The sequence below is a fragment of the Streptomyces anulatus genome (genome assembly GCF_014650675.1).
Lineage (GTDB): Bacteria > Actinomycetota > Actinomycetes > Streptomycetales > Streptomycetaceae > Streptomyces > Streptomyces anulatus.
Genome location: NZ_BMVK01000001.1, coordinates 490,565 through 507,189, shown reverse-complemented (window position 1 = coordinate 507,189; position 16,625 = coordinate 490,565). Strand labels below are relative to the sequence as shown.

Sequence of the window (16,625 nt, the reverse complement as noted above, 5' to 3'; positions counted from 1 at the left end):
TCGACGCCGAACACACGGAGCTGCTCAAATGCCACGCGATACGCCGTACTTGCAGGTGGCGGATGCGCTGCGGGCTCGCGTGCGGGCCGGTGAATGGGCGGTCGGGGACAAGCTGCCGTCCCGGGCGCGGTTTGCCGAGGAGTACGGCGTCGGCCAGTCCGTGGCGCAGCGGGCCATGGAGCGCCTGATCATCGAGGGCATCCTCGAAGGCCGGGCCGGCTCCGGCACCTACGTCCGCCGGGCCCGCGAGCGTCGGCGCATGGTCCGCTCACGCCACCGGGAGCAGCGCAACAACAGCCCGTTCGCCTCGGACATGAGCGAGCTGGACCACGAGGCCGACTGGGAATGCACCAGCACGGCGCGGGTCCCCGCGCCGGAGGGCATCGCCGAACGGCTGGCGATCGAGCCCGGCGACCTCTGCGTCGTGACGGACTACGAGTTCCTCGCCGACGGCTTGCCCGTACAGCTCGCCAAGAGCTGGGAGCCGATGGCCATCACCGACGGGACGCCGGTCCTCCTTCCGGAGATGGGCCCGCACGGCAGGATCGGCGTCGTCGAGCGCATGCGGTCCATCGGCGTGCACATCGCCACCGGCCTCGAACTGCCCCGCCCGGCCCGCGCGACGCGGGAGCAGGCGAATCTGCTCGGGATCTCCGTCGGTGACCTGGTCATCGAAGTGGAGCGCACGTACTTCGACCGTGACGGCCGCCCCGTGGAGACGGCCGACATCGTCGTGCCGGACATCCGCTGGGAGATCGCCTACGAGATCCGCGTCGACCAGCCGGATTCCTGAGCGGAGGGGTCGGGGCTGGGGGTGGTGGGTCGGGGCTGAGGTCCGGGCGCCCGGGTGGCTTCCTGCGCGAGGCGTCGGTGAGCCGCTGAGCCCCCGTTGAGCTGTGGGGGAGGGGCGAGGCCCTCGTTCACGCGAACCCGCGCCCCATCTCGTCCAGGATCTCGTCGATCACCGCCGCAGGCTCGCGGGTCAGGTCCTCCTCGATCCACATGCGCATCGCGATCCGGAGCGAGGAGAGGAAGCCCGCCGCCAGGACGATCGGGCGGACCGGGGCCGAGGCCGGGCCGGGGCGGGCGGCCACCGCTTCGGCCAGGTCGCGTTCCAGGGTGGCGTGGTTGGCCAACTGGCGTGCCAGCAGCGACGGGTGACGCATCGCCAGGCGGGTGCGAACCGCCCACTCGCGCTCCGGTGGCGCCACCCGTTCCGCGAACTGGGCCACCGCCGCGCGCAGGGCCGGCCAGGCGGGTTCGTCGGCGGGGCGGTCCCTCACTGTCCGGACCAGGGCCCTGATCTGCTGCTCCTCGCCGTAGAGGAGGGCGTCCTCCTTGTTGGTGAAGTAGTTGGAGAACGTCCTGCGGGAGATTCCGGCCGCGTCCGCCACCGCCTCGACCGTCACCTGGTCGAAGCCGTGCTCCACCGTCAGGCGCAGGGTCGCCTCGTGCACGGCCTGCCGGGTGGCTTCCTTCTTGCGTTCCCGGAGTCCCGGTCCCGCGGTGCTGCTTTCCATGGGGGCATTATCCCCCGGGCGCGAGATTGTTGCGCAGTGGGCAAAATTGCCCAGTGTGCATGTATGGTGAAGTCTTCTCCCTCCCGTACCCGGCGCGCGCGGAAACCGTGACGACCGCCCCGTACGGGCTCTCGTACGAACTTTCCGGAGGTTGCGCGTGAGCGCAGCAGACACCGCCACCGCCCCGGCCGGGGCCCCCGCCGCCGCACCCATGGACCACCGGCACGTCCTGCGGGCCCTGAGCGGACTGCTCATCGTGCTGTTCGTGGCGATGATCAGCAGCACCGTGGTCTCGGTCGCGCTCCCGCAGATCATCGGGTCCCTCGACGGCACGCAGTCGCAGTACACCTGGGTCGTCACCGCGACCCTGCTCGCCTCCACGGCCTCCACCCCGATCTGGGGCAAGCTCGCCGATCTGTTCAGCAAGAAGCTGCTGCTCCAGATAGCCATCGGGCTCTTCGTCGTCTCGTCGATCGCCTGCGGATTCGCCCAGTCCACCGAGCAGTTGATCGCCTTCCGCGCCGTCCAGGGGCTCGGCATGGGCGCGCTCCAGGTGCTCGTCCAGGTGATCATCGCCGCGATGATCAGCCCGAAGGAGCGCGGCCGCTACAACGGCTACCTCGGCGGCGTCATGGCCGTCGCCACCGTCGGCGGGCCGCTGCTCGGCGGGTTCATCACCGACGCCTCCTGGCTCGGCTGGCGCTGGTGCTTCTTCATCGCCGTGCCCTTCACGCTGCTCGCCTCCGTGATCCTCGCCCGCACCCTGCACCTCGCCGAGGTCCGCAGGCCCGACACCAAGGTCGACTACCTCGGGGCCTCGCTGATCGCCGCCGGGGTCAGCCTTCTGCTCCTCTGGGTCACCTTCGTCGGCACCGACTTTGACTGGATCTCCTGGCAGAGCGGCCTCATGGTCGGCGGAAGCGTGCTCATCCTCGGCGCTGCCGTTCTCGTCGAGACCCGGGTCAAGGAGCCCGTCGTCCCGATGCACGTCGTCCGCCGCCGGGACCCCGCCCTCGCCATCGTCGCCAGCCTCGCGGTCGGCATGGCCATGTTCGGCGGCGCGGTCTTCCTCGGCCAGTACTTCCAGATCGGCCGGGGCTACTCGCCCACCGAGGCCGGACTGCTCACCATCCCGCTGATGGCGGGCGTACTCGTCTCCTCGACCGTCGCCGGACGCCTCGTGTCGAAGACCGGCAAGGTCAAGCCGTTCATCGTCGCGGGCGTGATCGTTCTCGCCCTCGGCTTCCTCGGACTGTCCTTCATCGACCACCGGACCTCGCTCGTCCTGGTGTCGCTGGGGATGCTGGGCGTGGGCGTCGGGGTCGGCATGTCGATGCAGAACCTGGTGCTCGTCCTCCAGAACACCGTCCCGCTCAGCGAGATCGGCGCGGCCAGCGGGGCGATCACCTTCTTCCGCTCCCTCGGCGGCACCATGGGCGTCTCGGTGCTCGGCGCGGTCCTCGCCCACCAGGTCGCCACCAGGATCACCGACGGGCTGACGAAGCTCGGCATCGACCCGGCCGCGTCCGGCTCCAGCGGCTCCACCCTCAACGTCGCCGCCATGCCGCCCCAGGTCCAGGACATCGTCCGGGGCGCGTACGGGGAGGCGACCGGCCACATCTTCCTCATCTCGGCCGGTATCGCCGTGATCGGTGTGATCGCCTCCCTGTTCCTGACGCCCACCAAGCTGCGGGACAGCGTCGATCTGTAGGCGGCCGTTGCCTGATGCGGCTGAGTGGGCGAGTGGTGCCCGTTCCGGTCGAGTGGGCGAGCGACGCCCGATGCAGTAGAAAGCAGCCCGTTTCCACGCCCCGCACGGGCGCGGGAACGGGCTGTTGTAGGGTTACGACCCCCGTACGCCACGGGACCGACGAGATCGACCGAGGAGGTGAGACCCATTACCGCTGGATCAGGCTGGGTGCTCACCCCGCGCGATCGCGTCGTACGACCGGCAGTAGCCGACCGGACGGCATAGGACGATCGCGGAGCGCCCATCGGTTTTCCCGAAAGGCTTCGCTCGTATGCCGGTTCACCCCTTCAGTTCCTTCTCCACCTCCTCCGGGTCGCTCTCCTCCACCGTCGTCGCCCTCCGCCGCGCCGGCTGTGTCTTCGCCGAGGACGAGGCCCGTCTCCTCCACGAGGCCGCCGCCTCCGCCGACGAACTGTCCCTTCTCGTTGAGCGCCGCGCCGCCGGACTGCCGCTCGAACACGTCCTGGGCTGGGCGGACTTCCACGGTCGCCGCTTCGCCGTGGACGCGGGCGTCTTCGTGCCCCGCCGCCGTACGGAGTTCCTGGTCGCGCAAGCCGCGGCCCTCGCACCCCGCCGGGCCGTCGTCGTCGACCTCTGCTGCGGCTCCGGCGCGCTCGGCGTCGCCCTCGCCGCCGCGTCGGACGCGGCCGAACTGCACGCCTGCGACGTCGAACCCGCCGCCGTGCGCTGCGCCCGGCGCAACGTCGGCGACCTGGGGCAGGTCTACGAGGGCGACCTGTTCGCCCCGCTGCCCGCCGCCCTGCGCGGCCGGGTCGACGTGCTGCTCGCCAACGTCCCCTACGTCCCCACCGGCGACGTCGAACTGCTGCCCGCCGAGGCCCGCATCCACGAACCCCGCGTCGCCCTGGACGGGGGCGGCGACGGGCTCGACGTCATGCGCCGGGTCGCCGCCGAAGCGCCCCAGTGGCTCGCGCCCGGCGGCAGCCTGCTCGTGGAGGCGAGCGAGCGGCAGCGGGACGCGGCGGTCGAGGTCCTGCGCGCCGCCGGGCTGAGCCCCCGGGTCCTGGTCTCCGAGGAGTTGTACGCCACCGTCCTCGTCGGGACGGCCCCCGCCGGAGCAGCGCAACACCTGGGGTTCTCTCTGTGGGGGGACCCGGTCACCGCCCCGGATCCGGCTCCACGCGACTAGGCTCGAAGGGTCCCGGGGCGGCGACGGAGCCGCACCGGGGCGACGCACGGGGACACGGTTCGGTTCGGCTGGCGGGAGAGCACGGAATGACGACGGTGCCGGGGCGCAGAAGCAGTACGTTCACCAGGCTGCTGCGGCACGGATTCATCGACCCGTCCGCCGCGGAGCAGCTCCTCGACCTGAACGCTCTCGCCTCCGTACGGTCCGATCCCGTCCTCCTGGAGGCGCTCGGGGCCACCGCCGACCCGGATCTGGCCCTGCGCGGCCTGGTCCGGATCGTCGAGGCCGAGGCGGAGGGCGAGCGCCAGGTGCTGCTCGACACCCTCGTCACCGCCAAACCCCTGCGCGACCGGCTCCTCGGGGTCCTCGGCGCCTCGGAGGCGCTCGGGGACCACCTGGCCCGGCACCCGCGCGACTGGCAGGCGCTCGTCACGTACGAGGCGGTCGACCTGCACCCCGGGGTCGCCGAGTTCGAGCGCGGGCTCGCCGAGGCCGTCGACCCGGACTCGCTGCGGGTCGCCTACCGCAGGTGTCTGCTCACCCTCGCGGCCCGGGACGTGTGCGGGACGACCGACCTCGCGCAGACCGCCGCCGAACTGGCTGACCTCGCCACCGCCACCCTGCGCGCCGCTCTCGCCATCGCCCGGACGGCCGCACCCGAGGACGCGGCGCAGTGCCGGCTCGCCGTCGTCGCGATGGGCAAGTGCGGCGGGCGGGAGCTGAACTACGTCTCCGACGTCGACGTGATCTTCGTCGGGGAGGCGCGCGACGGGGTCGACGAGACCAAGGCCATGCAGGCCGCCACCCGGCTGGCCGCACACATGATGAGGATCTGCTCCGAGAACACCGTCGAGGGCACCATCTGGGAGGTCGACGCCAACCTCCGCCCCGAGGGCCGCAACGGGCCGCTGGTGCGCACCCTCAGCTCCCACCTCGCCTACTACCAGCGCTGGGCCAAGACCTGGGAGTTCCAGGCCCTGCTGAAGGCCCGCGCGGTGGCCGGCGACCCCGAGCTGGGCGCGGAGTACGTCGAGGCGGTGTCGCCGCTCGTCTGGGGGGCCGCCGACCGGGAGAACTTCGTCCCCGACGTGCAGAAGATGCGCCGCCGGGTCGTCGACAACATCCCCGCCGACCGGATCGAGCGGGAGCTGAAACTCGGCCCCGGCGGACTGCGGGACGTCGAATTCGCGGTGCAGCTCCTCCAGTTGGTGCACGGACGCAGCGACGCCTCCCTGCACAGCGGCTCCACCCTCAAGGCACTGCGGGCGCTCGCCGAGGGCGGGTACGTGGGGCGCGCGGACGCCGCCCAGCTCGACGAGGCGTACCGCTTCCTGCGCTCCATGGAGCACCGCATCCAGCTGTACCGGCTGCGCCGCACCCACCTCGTCCCCGAGGACGAGGCGGACCTGCGGCGGCTCGGCCGGTCGCTCGGGATGCGCACCGATCCGGTGACCGAGCTGAACAAGGCCTGGAAGCGGCACGCCTCCGTCGTACGGCGGCTGCACGAGAAGATCTTCTACCGGCCGCTGCTGGACGCCGTCGCCCAGCTGGCCCCCGCCGAGTCCCGGCTCAGCGCGAAGGCCGCCGCGATCCGCCTGGAGGCCCTCGGGTACGCCGACCCGGCGGCCGCCCTGCGGCACCTGGAGGCCCTCTCCTCCGGGGTGACCCGCAAGGCCGCCATCCAGCGCACCCTGCTGCCGGTGCTGCTCGGCTGGTTCGCGGACTCCGCCGACCCGGACGCCGGGCTCCTCGGCTTCCGCAAGGTGTCCGACGCGCTCGGCAAGACCCCGTGGTACCTGCGGCTCCTGCGCGACGAGGGCGCCGCCGCGGAGAACCTCGCCCGGGTCCTCTCCGCCGGCCGCCTCGCCCCGGACCTGCTGATGAGGGCCCCGGAGGCGGTGACGATCCTCGGCGATCCGGAGGGGCTCACGCCCCGCACCCGGGCCCACCTGGAGCAGGAGATACTGGCCGCGGTGGGGCGTGCCGGGGACGCGGAGTCGGCCGTCGCGGTGGTGCGCGGGGTGCGCCGCCGCGAGCTGTTCCGCACGACGGCCGCCGACCTCATCGACTCGTACGGCACCGAGGACAACCCCGCCGAACAGGATCACGGGGCCCTCGTCGACCGTGTGGGCTCGGCCGTCAGCGACCTCAACGCCGCCACCGTCGCGGGCGCGCTGCGGGCCGCCGTCCGCGCGCGGTGGGGCGACACCCTGCCGACCCGGTTCGCCGTCATCGGCATGGGCCGGTTCGGTGGGCACGAGCTGGGCTACGGCTCCGACGCCGACGTCCTCTTCGTCCACCGGCCGCGCGAGGGCGTGAGCGACGAGGAGGCGGCCAGGGCCGCCGGCACGGTCGTCGGAGAGATGCGGCGGCTGCTTCAGCTGCCGACCGCCGATCCGCCGCTGCTGATCGACGCCGACCTGCGCCCGGAGGGCAAGAGCGGGCCGCTGGTCCGCACGCTGAGGTCGTACGAGGCCTACTACCGGCGCTGGTCGCTGGTCTGGGAGAGCCAGGCGCTGCTGCGGGCCGAACCGGTCGCCGGCGACGAGGATCTGGGGCGCGACTTCATCGAGCTGATCGATCCGCTGCGGTATCCGATGGAAGGGCTCGGCGAGGACGCCGTACGGGAGATCCGCCGGCTCAAGGCGCGGATGGAGTCCGAGCGGATGCCGCGCGGCGCGGACCCCACGCTCCACACGAAGCTGGGGCGGGGCGGGCTGAGCGATGTCGAGTGGACCGTGCAGCTGATGCAGATGCAGCACGGGTGGGCGGAGCCGGGGCTGCGTACGACGCGTACGCGCGAGGCGCTGGCCGCCGCGTGTGCGGCGGGGCTGATTCCGGCGGAGGACGCGCAGACGCTGGACGAGGCGTGGGTCCTGGCGACGCGGGTCCGCAACGCGGTGATGCTGGTTCGGGGGCGGCCTGGCGACACGTTTCCGTCCGACCCGCGCGAGGTGGCGGCGGTCGGGCGGTATCTGGGGTACGAGCCGGGGCATGTCGGGGACATGCTGGACGACTACCGGCGGATCACGCGGCGGGCGCGGGCGGTGGTGGAGGAGCGGTTCTACGGGGCGGCGTCCTAGAGACGTGCTCCCGGGGCCCGGCCCCGGGCCCCCTCGGGGCTCCGCCCCGGACCCCGCTCCTCAAGCGCCGGAGGGGCTGGATTCGGGGCTCTGCCCCGGCCCCGCTCCTCAAGCGCCGGAGGGGCTGGAAAGACGTCCTCAAGCGCCGGACGGGCTGGGTTCGGCGAGGGAAAGCTGGAAAGACGTCCTCAAGCGCCGGACGGGCTAGGTTCGGGGAGGGGCTGGGAAGACGTCCTCATAGCGCCGGACGGGATGGGTTCGGGGACGGGCTGGAAGTGGTGCGGTGGTGCTACGGCCTCCGTGACCCCGCGGACTCGGGGTCCGGGTCCCGCTGCGGGTCCGGCTCCGGTGCCGGGCGTGGCAGCCGGGTGGCTCGTAGGCCGGTCAGTCGTCCTCGGCGGTCCGGTACCCACTTCGGCAGCCGGTGCGGGAGCGAGCCGTACCAGACGCGGGAGACCGCGTAGCCGAACGCGAGGCAGGCCATGCCGCCCACCGCGTCCAGCCAGAAGTGGTTGGCGGTGGCCACGATGACGACCAGGGTGAGCGTCGGGTAGAGCAGACCCAGGATGCGGGCCCAGGGCGCCGAGGCCAGGGCGAAGATCGTCAGGCCGCACCAGAGCGACCAGCCGATGTGCATCGACGGCATCGCCGCGTACTGGTTCGACATGTTCTTGAAGTTGCCCGAGGCCATCGAGCCCCACGTCTCGTGCAGGAGCACGGTGTCGATGAAGTTCGCGCCGTTCATCAGACGGGGTGGCGCCAGCGGGTAGAGGTAGTAGCCGAGCAGGGCCACGGCCGTCGTCGCGAAGAGCACCAGCCGTGTCGCCGCGTAACGGCCCGGGTGGCGGCGGAACAGCCAGACGAGGACGCCGATGGTCACGACGAAGTGCAGCGTCGCGTAGTAGTAGTTCATCGACACGATCAGCCATGTCACGGAATTGACCGCGTGATTGACCGTTTCCTCGAAGGCCAGGCCCAGGGACTTCTCCGCCGACCAGATCCAGTCCGCGTTGCGCAGCGCCTGGGCCTTCTGCTCCGGGACGGCATTGCGCACGAGCGAATACAGCCAGTAACTGACCGCGATGAGCAGGATCTCGAACCAGAGCCGGGGGCGGCGGGGCACCCGCAGGGAGCGGAGCCGGGCCAGTCGGCCGGTCTTCCCGGAAGCCGGGGGAGTGGTGGGCGCGGTGGCGGCTTCGGGGGCCGCCTGGGCCGCGATGGGTGAAGGATCGGCCGTCGACCGGCCTTCGTGCGTCGTCACCTGTGTTTCACCCATAGGCAGAGAGTCTTCCATAGTGGTTCCCCTGCCCCCGATCATCCTCCGGTCGGGTTCCGGTCGCACATTCTGCGTCTCAAGGACGAGGGGGCGACCCTGAGCCGCCTGCGGGGCCCGAGGCCGTCGAGCCGCGAACCACCAGCTCAGGCATGAAGACGAACTCACTGTGCGGGGCCGGGGTTCCGCCGATCTCCTCCAGGAGCGTGCGGACGGCGGCCTGGCCCATCGCCGTCACCGGCTGCCGGATCGTCGTCAGCGGCGGGTCCGTGAACGCTATGAGCGGCGAGTCGTCGTAGCCCACGACCGAGAGATCGCGCGGCACGTCCTTCGACATCCGGCGGGCCGCCCGGATCGCTCCGAGCGCCATCATGTCGCTCGCGCACACGACCGCCGTGCAGCCGCGCTCCATCAGGGCGGAGGCGGCGGCCTGACCGCCCTCCAGGGTGTACAGGGAGTGCTGGATCAACTCCTCCACCTCGTCCGGTGCGAGGCCCAGCTGCTCCCGCATCGTCGCGTGGAAGCCCTCGATCTTGCGGAGCACCGGCACGAAGCGCTTGGGGCCGACCGCGAGACCGATACGGGTGTGGCCCAGCGCCACCAGGTGCGTCACCGCGAGGCGCATCGCCGCCCGGTCGTCCGGCGAGATGAACGGCGCCTGCACCTTGGCGGAGAAGCCGTTCACCAGGACGAAGGGGACGCCCTGCCCGCGCAGTTGCTCGTAGCGCTGCATGTCGGCCGAGGTGTCCGCGTGCAGCCCGGAGACGAAGATGATGCCGGAAACGCCCCGGTCCACCAGCATTTCGGTGAGTTCGTCCTCGGTGGAGCCGCCGGGCGTCTGGGTCGCCAGCACCGGGGTGTAGCCCTGCCGGGTCAGCGCCTGGCCGATGACCTGCGCCAATGCCGGAAAGATCGGGTTCTCCAGCTCCGGGGTGATCAGGCCGACCAGTCCCGCGCTGCGCCTGCGCAGCCGTACCGGGCGTTCGTACCCCAGTACGTCGAGCGCCGCGAGGACGGATTCGCGGGTGGTCGCCGCGACTCCGGGCTTGCCGTTCAGGACCCGGCTGACCGTTGCTTCGCTGACCCCCGCCTGAGTTGCGATATCGGCAAGCCGTGCGGTCATGGGATGGGACTGTACCGGGCCGGTGTCGGATTGCCCACCGTGTGCGGGGTGGCGCGGGGGAGGGTGCCGGAGGGCTTTCCGGCAACACCTTGCAAGGACTTGCGGGCCCGGATCGCGGACTGCGGTCGGATCGTCGCACTGCGGATATGCCGTGTCCCGCCTGCCCCTGCCAGGGATGGGGGACTGTCGTCAAGGGGCTTGACGGCAACCTTGAGGACACGCGAATGTAACGATCACCAAGGCTTGCAGAAATCTTCCGCAAGGTCTTTCGGTCGTCTTTCATCCTTGTTACGTTCACGTCGACCCGGCGCCGCGACGGAGCGGTACGGCAGTTGAAGGAGTTCAGATGCGACGTGGCATAACGGCCACCGCCCTGGTCGCGGCCCTGGCGCTCGCGGCGACCGCCTGCGGCAGCGACGACGAGTCCGGCGGCGGCAAGAGCTCGGGCGAGCTCTCCGGCACGGTGACCTGGTGGGACACCTCCAGCGTCGGCAGCGAGGACAAGGTCTTCAAGAAGCTGGCCGAGGGCTTCGAGAAGAAGCACCCGAAGGTCGACGTCAAGTACGTCAACGTGCCCTTCGGTGACGCGCAGAACAAGTTCAAGAACGCCGCCCAGGCCGGCGACGGCGCCCCCGACGTGATCCGCTCCGAGGTCGCCTGGACGCCGGACTTCGCGAACCTCGGCTACCTGGCCCCGCTGGACGGCACCCCCGCCCTGAAGAACCAGGACGACTTCCTCAAGCAGGCCGTCGCGTCCACCAAGTACGAGGACAAGACCTACGCGGTCCCGCAGGTCATCGACTCCATGGGCATCTTCTACAACAAGAAGCTGCTCAAGGAGGCCGGCGTCGAGGCGCCCGCCAACCTGGACGACCTCAAGACCGCCGCGAAGAAGATCAAGGACAAGACCGGCAAGACCGGCCTCTACCTGCGCGGCGACGACCCGTACTACTTCCTCTCCTTCCTGTACGGAGAGGGCGGCGACCTCGTCGACGCCGGCTCCAAGTCCATCACCGTGGACCAGCCCGAGGGCGTCAAGGCGTTCAAGGCGGTCAAGGCCCTGGTCGACGACGGCACCGCGAAGACGGACGCCTCGGACGGCTGGGAGAACATGATGCAGTCGTTCAAGGGCGGCGACGTCGCGATGATGATCAACGGCCCCTGGGCCGTCGCCGACACCCTGACCGGCAAGGAGTTCACGGACAAGGACAACCTGGGCATCGCCCCGGTCCCGGCCGGCTCCGCCGCCCAGGGCGCCCCGCAGGGCGGCCACAACCTCGCCGTCTACGCGGGCTCCAAGAACCTCGACGCCTCCTACGCCTTCGTCGAGTACATGACCTCCGTGGACAGCCAGGCCACCGCCGCCGGCGAGCTGAACCTGCTGCCCACCCGCACCTCCGCGTACGCCAAGCAGGAGGCCGTGGACAGCGAGATCGTCGGCTTCTTCAAGCCGGTCGTCGAGACCGCCGTCGAGCGCCCCTGGATCCCCGAGGGCGGCAGCCTCTTCGCCCCGCTCGGCATCGAGTACACCAAGGTCCTCACCGGCCAGACGACACCGGAGAAGGCTGCCAAGGCCACCGGCGACGAGTACCGCAAGCTCCTGAAGGACTGGAAGTAACAGGAAGGTTGGCCGACTGATGGCTGTCCACACCAGCCAGTCGGTGGTGAAGGCCGCGGGCGAGAACACCGCCCGCGGCCGGAGCCGCGGTACTGGCACCCCACCACCGAAGCCCGGCCGGATCCGGCGGGCGCTGTCGGTCCACTGGTACGCCTGGGCCATGGTCGCCCCGGTCGTCGTCGTGATCGGCGTGATCATCGGCTACCCGCTGTTCCGAGGCATCTACCTCTCGATGACCGACGCGGACGAGCGCAACGTCGCACGCTCCATCGGGGTCAACGAGATCCCCGCCACCTACGAGTTCGTCGGCGCGGACAACTACATCGACGCGCTGACCGGCTCGCAGTTCCTCGACACGCTCGGCTGGACGCTGGTGTGGACCGTCTCCTGCGTGAGCGTCACGTTCGTCCTCGGCATGGCCCTGGCGAACATCCTCAACCGCCGCATCGCCGGACGCTCCGCCTACCGCATGGCCCTCATCCTGCCCTGGGCCATCCCCGGCTTCGTCTCCGTCTTCGCCTGGCGCTTCCTCTACAACGAGGACCGCGGGCTGCTCAACAAGATCCTGACCGGATCGGGCATGGACGGCATCCCGTGGTTGAACGACCCCACCTGGGCGAAGTTCTCCGTGATCGCCGTCAACGTCTGGCTCGGCATCCCGTTCATGATGGTCGCCCTCCTCGGCGGACTCCAGTCCATCCCCTCCGAGCAGTACGAGGCGGCCGAGATGGACGGCGCCACCGCCTGGCAGCGCTTCCGCCACATCACGCTGCCCGGACTGCGCCCGGTCTCCACCACGGTGGTCCTGCTCTCCACCATCTGGACCTTCAACATGTTCCCGGTGATCTTCCTGCTGACCCGCGGCGGACCCGGCGAGGCCACCCAGATCCTCGTGACCCAGGCGTACAAGTTCTCCTTCGAGATCAGCCCGCGCGACTACGCGCAGTCCTCCACCTGGGGCGTGCTGATCCTCGTACTCCTGATGCTCTTCGCCGTCGTCTACCGGCGGGTCCTGCGCTCCCAGGGAGACAACTGGTGACCACCGCGACCGACACCCCCGCCCGGCACGCCGTCCGCAAGGTCCGCCTGCGCGGCGAGCGCTCCCCGCTCGCCTCCGTCGCCCTGCACCTCACCCTGATCATCGCCTCGGTGATCGCGGTCTTCCCGGTGCTGTGGGTCCTGCTGACCTCGCTCAAGCCCGCCAAGTTCGCGACCACCACGGACTTCTTCCGCGAGACGACGTTCGTCAACTACACGAACCTGATCCGCGACACGGAGTTCCTCAACTGGTTCGCCAACTCCGTGATCATCTCCGCGCTCTCCACGGTGATCGGCGTCTTCGTCGCCGCCACCACCGGATACGCGGTGAGCCGCTTCCGCTTCCCCGGCAAGCGCGGGCTGATGTGGACGCTGCTGATCACCCAGATGTTCCCGGTCGCCGTCCTCATCGTGCCGATCTACAACATCATGTCGAGCCTGGGGCTGCTCAACCAGCCGGCCGGACTCGTCATCACCTACCTCACCATCTCGGTGCCGTTCTGCGCCTGGATGATGAAGGGCTTCTTCGACACCATCCCGCGCGAGATCGACGAGTCGGGCGAGGTCGACGGCCTCACCCCGTTCGGCACCTTCTTCCGGCTCATCCTGCCGCTGGCCAAGCCGGGCCTCGCGGTCACCGCGTTCTACTCCTTCATCACCGCCTGGGGCGAAGTGGCGTACGCCTCCGCCTTCCTGGTCGGCGACGAGAACCTCACGCTGGCCGGCGGACTCCAGAAGTTCGTCAACCAGTACGGAGCCCAGTGGGGCCCCATGACGGCGGCCTCCGTGCTCATCGCCATCCCGGCCGCCCTGGTGTTCCTCTTCGCCCAGAAGCACCTGGTCACCGGCATGTCCGCCGGAGCCGTCAAGGGCTGAGAGACCCCTGGCCACCCGCACCAGCACCCGCACCACCGCACCCGTCACGGCGGCGCCGGAAACCCCGACCCGGTCCCCGGCGCCGCTCCCCACCCAGACACCCCAGGGACGACATGACCCAGCACCTCGCTGCCCCCTCCACCGGCACGTCCGACGACGCCCCGGGCCACCGCACCGGCTGGTGGCAGGACGCGGTGATCTACCAGGTCTATCCGCGGAGCTTCGCCGACGGCAACGGCGACGGCATGGGCGACCTCGCCGGCGTCACCGCCCGCCTGCCCCACCTGAAGGATCTGGGCGTCGACGCGGTCTGGCTCAGCCCCTTCTACGCCTCCCCGCAGGCGGACGCGGGCTACGACGTCGCCGACTACCGGGCCATCGACCCGATGTTCGGCAACCTGCTGGACGCCGACGCGCTGATCCGCGAGGCGCACGGCCTGGGCCTGCGCGTCATCGTCGACCTGGTCCCCAACCACTCCTCCGACCAGCACGAGTGGTTCAAGCGCGCCCTGGCCGAGGGCCCCGGCTCCGCCCTGCGCGAGCGCTACCACTTCCGCCCCGGAAAGGGCACCGACGGCGAACTCCCGCCCAACGACTGGGAGTCCATTTTCGGCGGCCCCGCCTGGACCCGTACGGCGAACCCGGACGGCACCCCCGGCGACTGGTACCTCCACCTCTTCGCCCCCGAACAGCCCGACTTCAACTGGGAGCACCCGGCCGTCGCCGACGAGTTCCGCTCCATCCTGCGCTTCTGGCTCGACATGGGCGTCGACGGCTTCCGGGTCGACGTCGCCCACGGCCTCGTCAAGGCCGAGGGACTGCCCGACCTCGGCTCCCACGACCAGCTCAAGCTGCTCGGCAACGACGTCATGCCGTTCTTCGACCAGGACGGCGTGCACGCGATCTACCGCAGCTGGCGCACCATCCTCGACGAGTACCCGGGCGACCGGATCGCCGTCGCCGAGGCCTGGACCCCGACCGTCGAGCGCACCGCCAACTACGTGCGCCCCGACGAGATGCACCAGGCCTTCAACTTCCAGTACCTGGCCACCGCCTGGGACGCCGCCGAGCTGCGCAAGGTCATCGACACCTCGCTCGCCGCGATGCGCCCGGTCGGCGCGCCCACCACCTGGGTGCTCTCCAACCACGACGTCACCCGGCACGCCACCCGCTTCGCCAACCCGGCGGGCCTCGGCACCCAGATCCGCACCCCCGGCGACCGCGAGCTGGGTCTGCGCCGGGCCCGCGCCGCCTCCCTGCTGATGCTCGCCCTGCCCGGCTCCGCCTACGTCTACCAGGGCGAGGAGCTCGGCCTGCCCGACGTCACCGACCTGCCCGACGAGGCCCGCCAGGACCCCTCGTTCTTCCGCGCCGAGGGCCAGGACGGCTTCCGCGACGGCTGCCGCGTCCCGATCCCGTGGACCCGCGAGGGCAGTTCGTACGGCTTCGGCGACGGCGGCAGCTGGCTCCCGCAGCCCGCCGGCTGGGGCGAGCTGTCCGTCGAGGCGCAGACCGGCGTGGAGGGCTCCACCCTGGAGCTGTACCGGGCCGCCATCGCGGCCCGCAGGGAGCACCCGGGCCTCGGCGCGGGCACGGACGTCGAGTGGCTGGACGGCCCCGAAGGCGTCCTCGTCCTCGCCCGCCCCGGCTTCGTCTGCACCGTCAACACCACCGGCGCCCCCGTCCGCATCGCCGCCCGCGGCCGGGTGCTGCTCGCCAGCTCCCCGGTCACCGTGGACGGCGCCGAGGCCGAGCTGCCCGCCGACACCACGGTGTGGTGGACGGTGTGACACTGCCCGCGCCCAGGACCACGGCGGCGCCCCGCCTCTCCGACATCGCCGCACAGGCGGCGGTCAGCGAGGCGACGGTCAGCCGGGTCCTGAACGGGAAGCAGGGCGTCGTGGACTCCACGCGTCAGCGGGTGCTCGCGGCGCTCGACATCCTGGGCTACGAGCGGCCCGTACGGCTGCGGCAGCGCAGCGCCGGACTGATCGGCCTGGTGACGCCCGAACTCACCAACCCGATCTTCCCGGCGTTCGCGCAGTCCGTCGAACAGGTGCTGGCCGGGCACGGCTACACCCCCGTGCTCTGCACCCAACTGCCGGGCGGTGCGACGGAGGACGAACTCGTCGAGCAGCTCGTGGAGCGCGGTGTCGGCGGCATCGTCTTCCTGTCCGGGCTGCACGCGGACACCTCCGCAGACCCGGGCCGGTACGCCGCGCTCACCGAGCGCGGCGTGCCGTTCGTCCTGATCAACGGCTACAACGAGCGCATCAGCGCCCCGTTCGTCTCGCCCGACGACAACGCCGCCGTACGGATGGCCCTGGGGCACCTCGCCGACCTCGGCCACCGCCGGATCGGCCTGGCCATAGGCCCGCAGCGCTACGTCCCCTCCCGCCGCAAGCGCGACGGGTTCGTGGAGGCGGCCGTCTCGGTGCTCGGCATGGACCGGTCCGAGGCCGAACTGCTCGTCTGCTCCACGCTGTTCAGCGTCGAGGGCGGTCAGGTGGCGGCGGGCGCCCTGCTGGACGCGGGCTGCACGGGCATCGTCTGCGGCAGCGACCTGATGGCCCTCGGCGTGGTCCGCGCCGCCCGGGGGAGGGGCCTCGACGTGCCCCGCGACGTCTCGGTCGTCGGCTTCGACGACTCGCAGCTCATCGCGTTCACCGACCCGCCGCTGACCACGGTGCGGCAGCCCGTGCAGGCGATGGCGGCGGCCGCCGTGGGCGCGCTGCTGGAGGAGATCGGCGGGAGCCCGGTGCAGCGCACCGAGTACGTCTTCCAGCCGGAGCTGGTGGTACGGGGCTCGACGGCGGCGCTGCGCAACGGCTGAACCGCGGAGAGCGGCAGCGGGCCCGTGCGGGAACGGGCACGTACAGGAGAGGCACCAGGAGTCGGCCCAGGAAGGGCCGGCGGGGAGTTGTAGCGACTCCGGGTGCCTCTCTTGTCGTGACCGGCCCGGCCGGCCGGGCGCGTGGGGTCCGACGACGTGATGCGGCGCCGGAACCCCCGGCCGACCGGACCGGAGTCGGGATGAAACGTAACAGCCCCGCAATATCTTGCGAAAGACCTTGCAGCAAGAAATCGGGAAGAGGTCAGGAAGAAATCTCTGCTGTTACGCGGATGTGAGCGGGGGATGTCCAAAGGGTTGACCGGTGGCGGGAGGGCTCGTACGGTCTGCTCCGCGGCAAGGT

At 71.1% G+C, this 16,625-nt stretch carries 12 protein-coding genes; 9 read left to right on the top strand and 3 right to left on the bottom strand.

Annotation, left to right across the window (positions count from 1 at the left end; genetic code table 11):
- The first annotated feature begins 28 nt into the window (after positions 1–28).
- Complete coding sequence (locus IE272_RS02235) at positions 29–793, top strand: GntR family transcriptional regulator (RefSeq protein ID WP_057662247.1); 765 nt, start codon at positions 29–31, stop codon at positions 791–793.
- A gap of 127 nt (positions 794–920) precedes the next feature.
- On the opposite strand, the gene IE272_RS02230 is transcribed toward IE272_RS02235, so the two are convergent.
- Positions 921–1,520 (bottom strand): acyl-CoA-like ligand-binding transcription factor, encoded by a 600-nt coding sequence (locus IE272_RS02230; protein WP_056706545.1) that lies wholly within the window; start codon positions 1,518–1,520, stop codon positions 921–923.
- Between the two features lie 211 nt (positions 1,521–1,731).
- Here IE272_RS02230 and IE272_RS02225 point away from each other — a divergent pair, with 211 nt between their 5' ends.
- The 3 genes from IE272_RS02225 to IE272_RS02215 all read left to right on the top strand — a co-directional run bounded on the left by IE272_RS02225 (position 1,732) and on the right by IE272_RS02215 (position 7,503).
- On the top strand, positions 1,732–3,231 hold the full coding sequence (locus IE272_RS02225; RefSeq protein WP_050358278.1) for an MFS transporter: 1,500 nt from the start codon (positions 1,732–1,734) through the stop codon (positions 3,229–3,231).
- Between the two features lie 310 nt (positions 3,232–3,541).
- Complete coding sequence (locus tag IE272_RS02220; protein WP_190006131.1) at positions 3,542–4,420, top strand: putative protein N(5)-glutamine methyltransferase; 879 nt, start codon at positions 3,542–3,544, stop codon at positions 4,418–4,420.
- An 86-nt stretch (positions 4,421–4,506) separates the two neighbouring features.
- Entirely contained in the window at positions 4,507–7,503 is a 2,997-nt protein-coding gene (locus IE272_RS02215; protein ID WP_057662243.1) for a bifunctional [glutamine synthetase] adenylyltransferase/[glutamine synthetase]-adenylyl-L-tyrosine phosphorylase, read from the top strand.
- A gap of 289 nt (positions 7,504–7,792) precedes the next feature.
- On the opposite strand, the gene IE272_RS02210 is transcribed toward IE272_RS02215, so the two are convergent.
- The gene (locus tag IE272_RS02210; RefSeq protein WP_190006130.1) at positions 7,793–8,779 is read right to left on the bottom strand and encodes a phosphatase PAP2 family protein; all 987 of its coding nucleotides are present in this window, start codon (positions 8,777–8,779) and stop codon (positions 7,793–7,795) included.
- 76 nt (positions 8,780–8,855) lie between these two features.
- Positions 8,856–9,899 (bottom strand): LacI family DNA-binding transcriptional regulator, encoded by a 1,044-nt coding sequence (locus IE272_RS02205; RefSeq protein WP_056706536.1) that lies wholly within the window; start codon positions 9,897–9,899, stop codon positions 8,856–8,858.
- Positions 9,900–10,245: 346 nt separating this feature from the next.
- On the opposite strand from IE272_RS02205, the gene IE272_RS02200 reads away from it, so the two are divergent.
- From IE272_RS02200 to IE272_RS02180, 5 genes are all read left to right on the top strand, one after another.
- Positions 10,246–11,517 (top strand): extracellular solute-binding protein, encoded by a 1,272-nt coding sequence (locus IE272_RS02200; protein ID WP_050357956.1) that lies wholly within the window; start codon positions 10,246–10,248, stop codon positions 11,515–11,517.
- Positions 11,518–11,536: 19 nt separating this feature from the next.
- Positions 11,537–12,556: a carbohydrate ABC transporter permease gene (locus IE272_RS02195; protein WP_050357957.1), complete on the top strand. Its 1,020-nt coding sequence runs from the start codon at positions 11,537–11,539 to the stop codon at positions 12,554–12,556.
- Positions 12,553–13,431 (top strand): sugar ABC transporter permease, encoded by an 879-nt coding sequence (locus IE272_RS02190; protein WP_056706533.1) that lies wholly within the window; start codon positions 12,553–12,555, stop codon positions 13,429–13,431. The genes IE272_RS02195 and IE272_RS02190 overlap by 4 nt, the downstream gene beginning before the upstream one ends.
- A 113-nt stretch (positions 13,432–13,544) precedes the next feature.
- On the top strand, positions 13,545–15,221 hold the full coding sequence (locus IE272_RS02185) for a glycoside hydrolase family 13 protein (protein ID WP_050357959.1): 1,677 nt from the start codon (positions 13,545–13,547) through the stop codon (positions 15,219–15,221).
- Positions 15,206–16,264, top strand: a complete 1,059-nt coding sequence (locus IE272_RS02180) for a LacI family DNA-binding transcriptional regulator (protein WP_190006129.1) — start codon at positions 15,206–15,208, stop codon at positions 16,262–16,264. The genes IE272_RS02185 and IE272_RS02180 overlap by 16 nt, the downstream gene beginning before the upstream one ends.
- Positions 16,265–16,625 lie beyond the last annotated feature (361 nt).